General features: G+C 65.1%; 14 protein-coding genes and 1 riboswitch. Of the genes, 4 read left to right on the top strand and 10 right to left on the bottom strand.

Going from position 1 to position 12,143, the window contains the following annotated elements; translation table 11 throughout:
* Nucleotides 1-69: 69 nt before the first annotated feature.
* The 5 genes from VN047_RS13740 to VN047_RS13720 all read right to left on the bottom strand — a co-directional run bounded on the left by VN047_RS13740 (nt 70) and on the right by VN047_RS13720 (nt 5,471).
* A complete protein-coding gene (locus VN047_RS13740) occupies nt 70-612 on the bottom strand; it encodes a hypothetical protein (RefSeq protein WP_325543585.1) in 543 nt (180 codons plus the stop codon).
* Nucleotides 612-2,594, bottom strand: coding sequence for a TonB-dependent receptor plug domain-containing protein (locus VN047_RS13735; RefSeq protein ID WP_325543583.1), 1,983 nt, complete (start codon nt 2,592-2,594; stop codon nt 612-614). The genes VN047_RS13740 and VN047_RS13735 overlap by 1 nt, the downstream gene beginning before the upstream one ends.
* A 141-nt stretch (nt 2,595-2,735) precedes the next feature.
* Nucleotides 2,736-2,919, bottom strand: a riboswitch (cobalamin riboswitch).
* A gap of 147 nt (nt 2,920-3,066) precedes the next feature.
* On the bottom strand, nt 3,067-3,786 hold the full coding sequence (locus tag VN047_RS13730; RefSeq protein ID WP_325543581.1) for an RlmE family RNA methyltransferase: 720 nt from the start codon (nt 3,784-3,786) through the stop codon (nt 3,067-3,069).
* Entirely contained in the window at nt 3,783-4,874 is a 1,092-nt protein-coding gene (locus tag VN047_RS13725) for a Ppx/GppA family phosphatase (protein WP_414712707.1), read from the bottom strand. Before VN047_RS13725 ends, VN047_RS13730 begins: the two co-directional genes overlap by 4 nt.
* Nucleotides 4,875-5,063: 189 nt before the next feature.
* The gene (locus VN047_RS13720) at nt 5,064-5,471 is read right to left on the bottom strand and encodes a glycine zipper 2TM domain-containing protein (protein WP_325543577.1); all 408 of its coding nucleotides are present in this window, start codon (nt 5,469-5,471) and stop codon (nt 5,064-5,066) included.
* Nucleotides 5,472-5,628: 157 nt separating this feature from the next.
* On the opposite strand from VN047_RS13720, the gene VN047_RS13715 reads away from it, so the two are divergent.
* Nucleotides 5,629-6,642 (top strand): esterase-like activity of phytase family protein, encoded by a 1,014-nt coding sequence (locus VN047_RS13715; protein ID WP_325543575.1) that lies wholly within the window; start codon nt 5,629-5,631, stop codon nt 6,640-6,642.
* Between the two features lie 36 nt (nt 6,643-6,678).
* Here VN047_RS13715 and rpmB read toward each other — a convergent pair whose 3' ends face one another.
* On the bottom strand, nt 6,679-6,972 hold the full coding sequence (rpmB, locus tag VN047_RS13710) for a 50S ribosomal protein L28 (protein WP_325543573.1): 294 nt from the start codon (nt 6,970-6,972) through the stop codon (nt 6,679-6,681).
* Nucleotides 6,973-7,125: 153 nt separating this feature from the next.
* On the opposite strand from rpmB, the gene tadA reads away from it, so the two are divergent.
* On the top strand, nt 7,126-7,581 hold the full coding sequence (gene tadA, locus VN047_RS13705) for a tRNA adenosine(34) deaminase TadA (RefSeq protein WP_325543571.1): 456 nt from the start codon (nt 7,126-7,128) through the stop codon (nt 7,579-7,581).
* A gap of 162 nt (nt 7,582-7,743) precedes the next feature.
* Here tadA and VN047_RS13700 read toward each other — a convergent pair whose 3' ends face one another.
* Nucleotides 7,744-8,448 (bottom strand): NAD-dependent deacylase, encoded by a 705-nt coding sequence (locus tag VN047_RS13700; protein ID WP_325543569.1) that lies wholly within the window; start codon nt 8,446-8,448, stop codon nt 7,744-7,746.
* Nucleotides 8,449-8,555: 107 nt separating this feature from the next.
* Here VN047_RS13700 and dapB point away from each other — a divergent pair, with 107 nt between their 5' ends.
* Together dapB and nth are read left to right on the top strand one after the other, a co-directional pair.
* Complete coding sequence (gene dapB / locus VN047_RS13695) at nt 8,556-9,293, top strand: 4-hydroxy-tetrahydrodipicolinate reductase (protein ID WP_325543567.1); 738 nt, start codon at nt 8,556-8,558, stop codon at nt 9,291-9,293.
* The gene (nth, locus tag VN047_RS13690) at nt 9,290-9,946 is read left to right on the top strand and encodes an endonuclease III (protein WP_325543565.1); all 657 of its coding nucleotides are present in this window, start codon (nt 9,290-9,292) and stop codon (nt 9,944-9,946) included. Before dapB ends, nth begins: the two co-directional genes overlap by 4 nt.
* 175 nt (nt 9,947-10,121) lie before the next feature.
* Here the strand turns inward: nth and VN047_RS13685 are convergent, their stop codons facing one another.
* From VN047_RS13685 to VN047_RS13675, 3 genes are all read right to left on the bottom strand, one after another.
* Nucleotides 10,122-10,547 carry an ExbD/TolR family protein gene (locus VN047_RS13685; RefSeq protein ID WP_062175955.1) on the bottom strand — a complete coding sequence of 142 codons (426 nt, stop codon included), beginning with the start codon at nt 10,545-10,547 and terminating at the stop codon, nt 10,122-10,124.
* Between the two features lie 35 nt (nt 10,548-10,582).
* Entirely contained in the window at nt 10,583-11,104 is a 522-nt protein-coding gene (locus VN047_RS13680; protein ID WP_093509811.1) for an ExbD/TolR family protein, read from the bottom strand.
* A 131-nt stretch (nt 11,105-11,235) separates the two neighbouring features.
* A complete protein-coding gene (locus tag VN047_RS13675) occupies nt 11,236-12,048 on the bottom strand; it encodes a MotA/TolQ/ExbB proton channel family protein (protein WP_325543560.1) in 813 nt (270 codons plus the stop codon).
* Nucleotides 12,049-12,143 lie beyond the last annotated feature (95 nt).

Genomic DNA, 12,143 nt, shown 5'->3' with positions numbered 1-12,143 from the left:
GCGCCCCGCGGCTGTGGCGGCAGCTATTGCACACCACCACCGCGGGACCCGGGTCGACGCGCGTCAGCATCAGGCCGTGACCGCTCGCGGCGGCGCGGGAACGCCGACGGCGAGGAGCGCGCGATAGAGCGCATAGAGGCCGATCAGGATCGCGCCGTTGCGCACGAACTGCTCTGCAAGCAGGTCGGGCGCCATGACCGAGTGCAGCCCCCCGAGAACGGTCGCCCACGCGAGGATGATGCCCTTGAACGCGGTGAAGCCCGCGGCATAGGCAAGGCCGAGCCGTGCCGCAATCGACCGGTAGTCCAGCGCTCGCAGCGCAGCATGGCTCGCCAGCGCCGAACCCACTGCCGCGGTGCCGAGACCGACGCCCCAGCCGAGCGTGCTTCCGTCGCGCGGATAATCGAGCAGGAAGAAGCCGACGAACTGGCTCGCCGCCCACGCCAGAAGCATGAGCGCGATCCCGTCGCGGCGTCGCATATGCACCGCAGCGAGCGCCGCGAGCGCCGGAAAAGGCGTCGCGCAGCCGAGCGCGAGCGTCGTTGCCGTGCTCGCCGCCGTCAGCAGCGAAATCCAGAGCGCCGACGCGCCGCCCGGCCGAAGCGCGATCATCAGAACCGGCCCCGGATGCCGGCATAGATGCTGCGGCCGAGCGAGCCATAGCGGAACGCCGTCATATACTGCTCGTCGAAGATATTTTCGGCGCGCGCAAACAGCTTCACCTCGTCGGACAGTTTGAGCTCGGCGCGCAGGTCGACGAGCGTGTAATCGTCGAGCCGTGTCGCATTGCTCGCATTGTCATAGCTCTTGCCCGACCAGCGCACCGCAGCACCGAGTTCGAGCCCGAAATCGAACGCATAGCTTGCCGACGCGTTGGCCGTGTGGCGCGGACGGCGCGGCAGCCAGTTACCGAAATTGTCGCTGTCGGGCGAGCGGTCTTCGGCAACGATCCAGCTATAATTCCCGTCGAGCTTCAATCCGCCGAGGGTCAGCGCGGCGGCGGCTTCGAGGCCATGCGCCTCGCTGCGCGCGAGATTGAGGTAATAGCCGAAGCGCGGGACGGCCGGGCTGCTGCCCGGCACGAAACACATCGGGTCGGCAGGGGGGGCGTCAGGGTCGTCAGAGGGCGGCGAGCAAGGATTATAGTCGATCTGGTTCGTCGTGGTGCGGTCGAACCAGGTCGCGCCGATGACCAGCCTGGAGGCGAACAGATGCTGCTCGACGCCCGCTTCCCAGCCGTGCGCCTGTTCGGGGTCGAGCGCGACATTCCCGTACTCGCTGAACAGCTGGTAGAGCGAGGGCGCCTTGAACCCCTCGCCATAGCTTGCGCGGAGCACCGTGCCGGTGGGAAGGCGCCATACGCCGCCCGCCGCGAACAGCGTCTTGCCGCCATAGCGATTATGGTCGTCGTAACGGACGCCGCCGTTCAGCGTTAGCCCCTCCAACGGTTCGATGCTGAGCTGGCCATAGGCACTCGTGATCTCGGCCTTGCCGCGCACGAAATCGGGCAGCGGCGTTGCAAGCGACGCCGAGGGCGAGCGGCTGCGGAAATCGGAGCGCTCGTTCTCGACCCCGAAGATCGCAGTAATCCGTTCGCTGATGTCGAAGCTGCCCTGATATTCCCAACGCTTGTTCTTGCCGTCGGCCTCGAAGCTCTGCGACCGCGCGCGGTCGGGGTTGAAATTGTCCCGGTTGGTGTCGGTATAGGCATAGGCGATGCGGTTGCGGAAGCGGCCGCCGGCGAGAGCGAAATTCAGTCCGGCATAGCCGACGAATTCCTTGTTCAGCCCATAATCGTTGCTGTCGGTGTTGAAGCCGTCGAATTCGACGCGTCCGCTGGAATAATAGCCGCGCACATCGACGCTGACATTGTCGGCGAGTGCAAGTTCGGCGCGGCCCGAAAGATTATAGTTGCGATAGCCGTCGCGTTCGACCCCGCCAAACGCCCTGGCATGCGACGAAATGCCCTCGGTGGTGAAGCGCTGGCCCCCGATGCGCCATGCCAGCGGGCCGGTGCGGCCGCCGACCGCGGCGCGCGCGCTGACGGTTTTCCGCGACCCCGCCTCGAGGTCGATGCTCCCTTCTAGCGCTTTTTCGGGCGACGCGGTCACGATGTTCACCACCCCGCCGATCGCCTGGCTGCCCCACAGGATCGACTGCGGCCCGCGCAGCACCTCGATCCGCGAAATATCGCCGGCGAGCAGGTTGGCGAAGTTGAAGCCGCCGCCGGTCGACGACGGATCGTTGAGCTTGACCCCGTCGATCACCGTCACCGTATGCTCGGATTCGGCGCCACGGATGCGCAGCGAGGTCGACGTGCCATAGCCGCCGTTGCGCGCGATGCTTATGCCCGGGGTGCGCAGGAGCAATTCGGTGACGCCGATATCCTGCGCGCGGTCGATCGCCGCCTTGTCGAGCACGGCGATCGAAGACGGGATTTCGTCGAGCGTCAGCGGCGCGCGGGTGGCAGTGACGATAATGCTGTCGCCGTCGGCGGCGACGGCATGCGCGGTCGATGCCTCGTCGGCGAAGGCGGGGGACGCAGCCGCAAGCACGGCAAACGAAACGGACAATCGGAAAACAGGATTCAACATGGGTAACCTCATCGACGACGCCGCGTGCGTGCGGGTTCGACGTCGGCGCCTTTGCGGCATACGACAGCGTCCCCGCGCGAACGCGGCCAGCTTTGTCGTCATGCGGGTTCACCCCCGTCCGCCCGGCACACCCTGTCCGCGCGAAAGACGACGCGACGGGCAGGTCTCCTGGCTTGCGGGTCAGCGCCGGTCGGCCGCCTTCTCGGAACCGAAGTTCCAATGGCATGTGGCCGATGGCTCGCCGCGTACAGTTGCAGGGGCAGCCGGGGTTTTCCCGTTCCCTCTTAGTCCCCGTCGCCGGGGAACCTGTCGCTGCGCGGCCGTTACATCGGTTTCGGCGCGCCGGTCAATCGCTGCGATGAGACGAAATTGGCGCGAGGTGCGTCAGAACAGACCCCGCGGTTCGCGCTGCGCCACGCCCGGCCGTTCGGGACCGAGCATTTCGGGCTCGACCAGCTCTGATTACCTCGCGCTATTCCACGCCCGTTGTTTCGATCTCGCGGCGTCCCTTGAAACCTTGGGCGATGACATAGAGCTCGGGCGATCCCTTGCGGCTCGCGGGCGGTTTTGCATGCTTGACCGTCGTGAAATGGCGCTTGAGCAAGGTCAACAATTCGCGATCGGCGCCGCCCGCGAAGACCTTGGCGACGAAAGCACCGCCGGGCAGCAAATTTTGCACCGCGAAATCAGCTGCAGTCTCGGCCAGGCCGATGGTGCGTAGGTGGTCGGTCTGGGGATGGCCTACGGTGTTTGCTGCCATGTCCGAAATGACGAGGTCGGGCGCGCTGCCCAAGGCCTCGATCAGGGCATCGGGCGCGGCATCGTCCATGAAATCCATCTCGAGGATTTCGACGCCCTCGATCGGTTCGCACGCGAGCAGGTCGATCCCCGCGACGCGCGCGCGCGGGTTCGCCTTGCGGACGACCTGCGACCAGCCGCCGGGGGTGATGCCCAGATCGACCACCGCGCGCGATTTCTTGAGGAGCCCGAATTTCTCGTCGAGTTCGATCAGCTTGTACGCGGCGCGCGAGCGATACCCTTCGGCCTGCGCGCGGCGGACATAGGGGTCGTTGAGCTGGCGTTGCAGCCAGCGCGTCGACGACACGCTGCGCTTCTTCGCGGTCTTGACCCGCACGTGCAGGCCGCCGCGCCCCCCCGATCCTTTGGCGCTACCGCCCTTTCCGCCGCTCATTTGCGAAACTCGCGGCGGGTGACGGGAATGTCGCGGCCCTGCATCGCCAGCGTGCGCAGGATGCCCTCGCGAATGCCGCGGTCGGCGACACCCACCCGCGCGGCCGGCCACAGGTCGATGATGCTTTCGAGAATCGCGCAGCCCGCCACCACCAGGTCGGCGCGCTCGCGGCCGATGCAGGCGATTTCGGCGCGGTCGGCGATGCTCGCGTCGGCGAGGCGGCGGCTGATGTCGCGCATCGCGTCCGAAGGGACGACGAGTCCGTCGACCGCGCGGCGATCGTATCGCGGCAGGTCGAGGAAGACGCTGGCAAGCGTCGTCACCGTGCCGCTGGTGCCGAGCAGGCGCAGCGGCTGCCCCGCGAAGCGTTCGGCGCGCGCGGCAAAATCCGAAAAGGCGCCGCGCGTCACTTCGCGCATATGCGCATAGGCGGCCTGGCGTCCCGCGAGGCTGTCGTCGGGAAGCGGGGCATGTTCGGTCAGCGACACGACCCCCCACGGCACGCTGATCCAGTCGTGGATCTTGACGTCATGGTCGGCCACATCGACGTGCATCAGTTCGGTCGACCCCCCGCCGATGTCGAAGATCAGCGCCGGGCCATCGCCGGGCTCCATCAGGTTGTGGCAGCCCAAGACGGCGAGTCGCGCCTCTTCCGCCGCCGAAATGATATCGAGAACGATGCCCGTCTCGCGCCTTACGCGCTCGGCAAGTTCTTCGCCGTTCGCCGCGCGCCGGCAGGCTTCGGTCGCTACGGCGCGCGACAGCGAGACGTGGCGGCGGCGCAGCTTGTCGGCGCAGATGGACAGCGCGGCGACGGTGCGGTCCATCGCGGCGTCGCTGATCCGCCCGCTGCCGTGCAGCCCTTCGCCCAAGCGGACGATGCGCGAAAAAGCGTCGATGACGACGAGTTCGCCATTTTGGGGGCGCGCGATCAAAAGCCGGCAATTGTTGGTGCCAAGGTCGATCGCGGCATAGCTGCGCGGCCGCGTGAACGGCATCGGGCGTGCGTCGCCGCCTGCCTTGTTTCGTCCTTTTACCGCCGGGCCGGGCCGCGGCGGTCGCCCTGATGGCGCTGCCATTTGCCGCATGGCTATTATAACCTGTTCTGCTCACGCGCCCGCAGAAATACGGGCGTGCACTTGGTTTCGAACCTAGGCTCCGGTCGCGCTGATGGCAAGCGTCTCCTCCCGCGGCCGCACCGGGCAAAGAAAAACCCCGCCCGGGAGAGCCGGTCGGGGTCAGGGAAGGAAGGAAATATTGGGGGTCGGGACTATCTCTTAACGACAGCCGTCATTCCCCTTGTCGATCGCGCGACCCGCGATGGCGCCGACAGCGCCGCCGATGATCGTGCCGACCGTGCGGTCGCCGCGACCGGCGATTTCATGACCGGCGAGGCCGCCCGCAATCGCACCGATCACGGTGCCGCCGGTGCCGTTGTCACACTGGCGATAATTGCGGCGGTCACCGCGGTAATAGTTGCGGTTCGAGCGATAATCGCGGCGGTTGTCCCGGCGATAGTCGCGGCGGTCGTAACGGCGGTCGTCGCGGCCATAACGCGCGTCATAGCTCGAATAGCCGTCGCGGTCGTACCAGCCGTTCTGCGCCGCTGCGGGAGTTGCCAAGCCCAGCGTCGCGGTGGACATCAGGGCGGCGATCGAGAGAGTCACCATCTTTTTCATCGTCATTCTCCTTTTTCGTCGTTTGGCCCTTCGGGGCTGTGGTCGATGAAGATGTTTTGCCCGATTCGCATTGAGCCAAGCCTGAACATCATTGTTGGCTCGCGTTCAGCTTTCTGCGGCAGGACGCTTTCCTTTCGCCCGCGCGCGTCCTAACCCCGCGCCGATGCGCCGCCTGCTTCCTGCCGCCCTGATCTTCGTCGCCGTCGGGCCGATGCCCGGCGCCGTGGTGCGGTATCCGGCGGAGGACTTCACTGATCGGGCCGAGGCGCGCGCGCTGGTCATGGCGCCGGCCACGACCGGCACCATGCGCTTCGTCCGCGGCTGGCGCCTCGTCAGCCCGCACAGCCGGTTCGGCGGTTTTTCGGCGCTCGCCCGTACGGGCCCGGGGCAGTTCCTGCTCGTCGGCGACAATGGCTATTCGACGCGCCTGTCGCTCGATTCGCGAGGCGTGGTGTCGGGCGTCCGGATTCGCCCGCTCCCCACCCCCGACGGGCGCCCGGCGCGCAAGGCGATGGCCGACGCCGAAGCGATGTTCACCGATCCCGAAAGCGGCAAGACCTGGATTGCGCTCGAAAATATCAACCAGATCTGGCGGCTCGATGCCGGTCTTTCGAAAATCGAATCGCGCCGCGCGCTGCCGAAACCGCGCTGGCCGGTGAACCGCGGCCCCGAAGCAATGGCACGGCTCGTCGACGGGCGCACGGTCGTTTTCTCCGAGGACGCCGATGACGATCCGCGCGGGCGCGAGGCACTGATCTACAGCGGTGACCCCGCGGCGCCCGGGCCCGCGCCGATTCGCTTTTTCTATGATTCAGCGGGCCGCGGACTTGTCAGCGATGCAGCGGCGCTCCCCGACGGACGCGTCCTGCTGCTGCACCGGCGGCTGGGCTTCGATCCGGTCTTCACGACGATCGTTGCTATTCTCGATCCCGCCGACATCGGCAGGGACGCCGTCGTCCACGCGCGCACGATAGGGCGCGTGCCCCGACCGCTCGCCGAAAATTACGAAGGCGCGGCGGTTTCGGTCGAGCAGGGCCGGACCTGGCTGTGGCTCGTCGCCGACGATAATTTCAACACGTGGCAGCGCAGCCTGCTGCTGCAATTCGAGCTCGTCGACCTGCCACCCCGAAAGACGCCGGCCAAAAAGGCGCCGGACAGCAAAAAGGCCGCGCGGTAAACCGGCGGCCTCGATGCGTCAGCGATCCGGAAGCGTTCAGGCGGCCTTTTCGGCCAGCTTCTTCGCAACTTCCTTCTTCACCTTGCGGGCATTCGTCGACAGCTGGTCGTCGCCGGCCTTCAGCAGCCAGTTGTCGAGACCGCCATTATGCTCGACCGAACGCAGACCGTGGGTCGACACGCGCAGCTTCACGCCCTTGCCGAGCGCATCCGACAGCAACGTCACATTCTGCAGGTTGGGCAGGAAGGTGCGCTTGGTCTTGTTGTTGGCGTGGCTGACATTGTGGCCAACCTGGCGGCCCTTGCCGGTCAGTTCGCAGATGCGCGACATGGTCTTCGTCCTTGTCCAAAAAACTGGTTCAAAAAATTTCGTATCGGCGTCCGGACACTTCCCGCAAAACGGGAAGCACAGAACCGGAGTGAGCCGGGAAAGGCGCGCGCTTATCGGCTTGCCGGAGATTCGTCAAGCGAATAGGGCAGTTTTATGCCCCCGTTCCCCCTTCCCGAACCGATGCGCCGCGCCCTCGATCTGGCCCGTATCGCCGCGGAATGGGGTGAGGTGCCCGTTGGCGCGGTGATCGTCAAGGACGGCCGGATCATCGCCGAAGGGCATAATCGTCCCCGCGAATCGCACGACCCGACCGCGCACGCCGAAATCGTCGCGATTCGCGCCGCGGCAGCGAAACTGGGCAATGAGCGGCTCGACGGCTGCGATCTTTATGTGACTCTCGAACCCTGCGCGATGTGTGCGGGCGCGATAGCGCATGCCCGCATCGCCCGGCTATATTACGGCGCCGACGACCCGAAGGGCGGCGCGGTCGTACATGGCCCGCGGACCTTCGTGCAGCCGACGATCCATCATCGGCCGGAGATTTATGACGGGATCGGCGAGGACGAAGCGGCGACGCTGCTGAGGGACTTCTTCGCTTCGCGCCGGTAATTGGTCGGCTTTGGGGTGGGAAGCCGCCATTCGTCATCCCGGACTTGATCCGGGATCCACCGCGGCGCTGAAGTCATAGACCCCGGATCAAGTCCGGGGTGACGTTGAATGAATTGGCAGCCACCGGTCGAAACCCGCCTGCCCGCAGCCTGCGCACCCGCCTCACCCGCCCAGCATCTCTCCGACCCATTGCGGCACCAGCGCCGTTGCCGGCCCTTGCCGTGCCTCGTCGAACCAGTAGCTGCCCTGGCTTGGCTCCATATTGAGTTCCAGCGTCCGCGCACCCGACGCGCGCGCCTCGCGCACGAAACCCGCAGCCGGGTAGACCGCGCCGGAGGTGCCGATCGACACGAACAGGTCGGCGCGGTTCAGCGCGCGGTATATCTCGTCCATCCGGTACGGCATCTCGCCGAACCAGACGATATCGGGGCGCAGGGTGCCCACCGTGCCGCACGCGCTGCAGGCGGGCCGGTCGAGCAACGGTCCGGTCCACGGAACCCGGTTGTCGCATGCGGTGCACCACGCATTGAGATGTTCGCCGTGCATATGGATCAGCCGCTTTGCGCCCGCGCGTTCGTGGAGGTCGTCGACATTCTGGGTGACGATCAGAAGTTCGCCCGGCCATTCGGCATCGAGCCGCGCGAGCGCGCGGTGCGCAGCGTTCGGCGCCTTCGTCTGGATCGCCTCGCGCCGCATGTCGTAAAAGCGCAGCACCAGATCGGGGTCGCGCGCGAAAGCTTCGGGGGTCGCGACATCCTCGACGCGGTGCTGTTCCCACAATCCCCCGGCGTCGCGGAACGTGTCGATACCGCTCTCGGCCGAAACGCCCGCGCCGGTCAGGATCACGATATTCTGGATCGGGAACACGGTAACTCCATTCGTCCTGAGCTTGTCGAAGGATCGTTCTTCCTTCAAAGCGGCGGTTTAGCAAGGATAGCCCTTCGACACGCCGGGGGCGAACGGGGAATCGGATCATGACCAGCATCGGCATTATCGGCAGCGAAGGGCGGATGGGGGTCGCGCTCGCCGCCGCGATCTCCGAGGCGGGACAGCGGAGCTGCGGGGTCGACAAGGGGGGCAATGTCGCGAAGCTGGCGGCCGACGCCGATGTAATCGTCGACTTTTCCTCGCCCGCCGCGCTCGAAGCAACGCTCGACGCCTGTACCGCGGCCGGGACGCCGATCGTCATCGGTACGACGGGGCTGGAGGAACGCCATCATTATCTGATCGACGATGCGGCCCGCGATATCGCGGTGCTCCAGACGGGCAATACCTCGCTCGGCGTCACCCTGCTCGCGCATCTGGTGCGCGAGGCGGCCGCGCGGCTCGATGCCGACTGGGATATCGAAGTCGTCGAAATGCACCACCGGATGAAGGTCGACGCGCCGAGCGGCACCGCGCTGCTGCTGGGGCAAGCGGCGGCCGAAGGGCGCGGCATCGACCTCGCCACCTGCTCCGAACGCGGCCGCGACGGCGTCACCGGCGCGCGCGGGCACGGCAAGATCGGCTTTGCGAGCCTGCGCGGCGGCACCATCGCGGGCGATCATGACGTTATCTTTGCAGGGCCTGAAGAGATGATCACGCTTTCGCATCGCGCCGAAAACCGCATGATCTTCGCACGCGGCGCGGTCCGGGCCGCGCGGTGGCTGATCGGCCAGAAGCCGGGACGCTACACGATGCCGCAGGTGCTGGGACTGTCCGAACAGCGATGAAGAAGGCCGACATCTTCGAATTCTACCGCCGGCTCGCGGAGCTGAATCCCAGCCCGGAGACCGAACTCGAGTTCGGCAACACCTATCAGCTGCTCGTCGCGGTCGTCCTGTCGGCGCAGGCGACCGACGTCGGGGTGAACAAGGCAACACGCAAGCTGTTTCAGGAGGTGAAGACCCCGCAGGCGATGGTCGATCTGGGCGAGGACGGCCTGAAGCAGCACATCAAGACGATCGGGCTGTTCAATGCCAAGGCGAAGAATGTCATCGCGCTCAGCGAGATCCTCGTGCGCGATTTCGCCGGCGAGGTCCCCGCCGACCGCGACACGCTCGTCGAGCTCCCCGGGGTCGGGCGCAAAACCGCCAATGTCGTGATGAATTGCGCATTCGGGGCCGAAACCTTTGCGGTCGATACGCATATCTTCCGCGTCGGCAATCGCACCGGCCTCGCGCCGGGCAAAACGCCGCTGGCAGTCGAGAAGAAACTGGAAAAGGACACGCCGGGGCCTTTCCGCGTCGGCGCGCACCACTGGTTGATCCTGCATGGCCGCTACATCTGCAAGGCGCGCACGCCCGAATGCTGGCGCTGCCCGGTCAACGACCTTTGCCGCTACAAGCCCAAGACCCCGGCACCGAAGGCTAAGAGGGCAGCCTGATCTCCTGACCAAGAATTATGCCCGCTTTTGGGTGGGTAACAGATGCGTCCCCCCGGCAAGGCGGGGACGAGGCTGGCTCAGCTCGACCGGAAACGCGATTCGAAGTGAATCAAAATGAAAAGGGCCGCGAATTGCTTCGCGGCCCCGTCCTGTCGCTCGTGTCTTCGATCAGGGATCAGAAGACGCGGGCATATTGTTCATTGCCGACGAAGCCCAGCTTGCCGACGCCGCTGCGCTTGATCACCGCCATGACATTGTCGACGACGATATAGCGTGCATAGGGGTCGGGCTGAACCTGCAGTTCGGGTTCGACCGGCAGAGCCTTGGTCTGTTCCAGATACTGCGCCAGCTGAGCGAGATCGACCGGCGAACCATTCCAGGTGATCGTTCCCGCGGGATCGATCATCACCTTGTTCTTTTCGGGGTCGACATTGCTCTGGCTGTCGGTCGGGACCGGCAGGTCGATCTTCACCGCGTGGGTCTGGACCGGGATGGTGATGATGAACATGATGAGGAGCACGAGCATGACGTCGATCAACGGCGTCGTGTTCATGTCCATCATCGGTTCATTTTCGTCCCGATCTCCAACTGCCATGGACATGCGATTATTCCTTCGTTCCTAAACGGAGCGCGCCCTTACAGGCGGCCCACGGTGCCCGAACCAGGAGCCGGTTCCGAAATGAACCCGATCTTCTGGAAGCCGGCATATTGCATCGTGTAGATCACGCCACCGATGCACTGGTACGGGGTGTTGACGTCGCCACGGATGTGAACTTCGGGGAAATTTTCCTCGGTGATGTTCTGCGGTCCGCCGATGTCTTCGAGCAGCTGCTCGAGTTTCTTCTGTCCACGTTCCAGCAACTGCTTCGAATCGACCGGGGTCTGGCCCCAGTAAACTTCGCACGCCGTGCTCTCGGGGTTGGGCTCGCCATCGCCGTCGGTATCAGCCGAACGGATCGAGAGCAGCACATTCTCAGGCTTCGTCGTCGTTACCTCAAACGCCACGTCGGGCAGTTTCAGGTTCACCGTCTCCAACACCACGGGAACCGTGATGAGGAAGATGATGAGCAACACAAGCATGATGTCCACGAGCGGAGTCGTGTTGATTTCGGACATTGGGGCTTCTTCGCCGCCCTTGTCGCCTACACTCATCGCCATAGGATTAGCATCCTGTCACAAAATTTCTGTCACGGACATCGGGACGGCGCGCCTGGAGCCCGCCTTCCCTGTCCAACGGACCCCGCCTTTGTCGCCACGTGGCGACAAAGGCGGGGATCCAGCAGACCTAATCAGGCCTTCTTCGGTGCCGCGGCCGGAGCAGCAGCCTTCGCCGGAGCGATCGAAGCCGGCTTCACCTGGCCGTTCGACATGATCGAACCGAGAACGTCGTTCGAGAAGGTCGACAGACGGCGGGCGATCGACTTGTTGCGGCTCTGGAGCCAGTTGAACGCGAGCACCGCGGGAACGGCCACGATCAGACCGATGGCGGTCATGATCAGAGCTTCACCGACCGGACCGGCGACGGTGTCGATCGAAGCCTGGCCCGACGCACCGATCTTCACGAGGGCGCGAAGAATACCGATAACGGTACCGAACAGACCGACGAACGGCGCGGTCGAACCGACCGTCGCGAGGAACGCGAGGCCCGAGTTCAGCTTCGAGTTGATGTGGTTCTGCGAACGCTCGAGCGTTCCGTGCATCCAGTCATGGGCTTCGACGGGGTCGGTCAGCTTGTTGTGCTCTTCGTTGGCACGCAGACCGTCTTCGACGACCTGACGGTACGCACTGTTCTTTTCGAGCTTCGAAGCGCCGTCAGCGAGCGTCGGAGCGCGCCAGAAATTGGCGTCGACGGCCTTGCCCTGGTTCATCACCTTGTTTTGTTCGAACAGCTTGGTGAACAGGATGTAGAGCGTGCCGACGAACATGATCAGCAGGACGAGGAAGGTAACCTGCGAGACGATGCCGCCTTCGCACAATGCGGGAACGAGACCGTAGGGGCTCGCGCCTTCTTCCTTCACGCACATCGCGGCGGGCATCAGGCTGAGCCCTGCATCGTGGGCCGGTGCTGCCGCAGCGGCGGCATTTGCGATCAGATTAAACATACTGGAAAATCCCTCTCAAAATATTCGATAAGTTCGAAACACAGATCCGGTCGCGCGATCAGCGCGGAATCTGCCAACGGATACGATTGCTGTAG

Source organism: Sphingopyxis sp. (assembly GCF_035565275.1).
Taxonomy (GTDB): Bacteria; Pseudomonadota; Alphaproteobacteria; order Sphingomonadales; family Sphingomonadaceae; genus Sphingopyxis.
The sequence above is the reverse complement of the archived record's forward strand: the minus strand, read 5'-3'. Positions and strand labels throughout refer to the sequence as shown.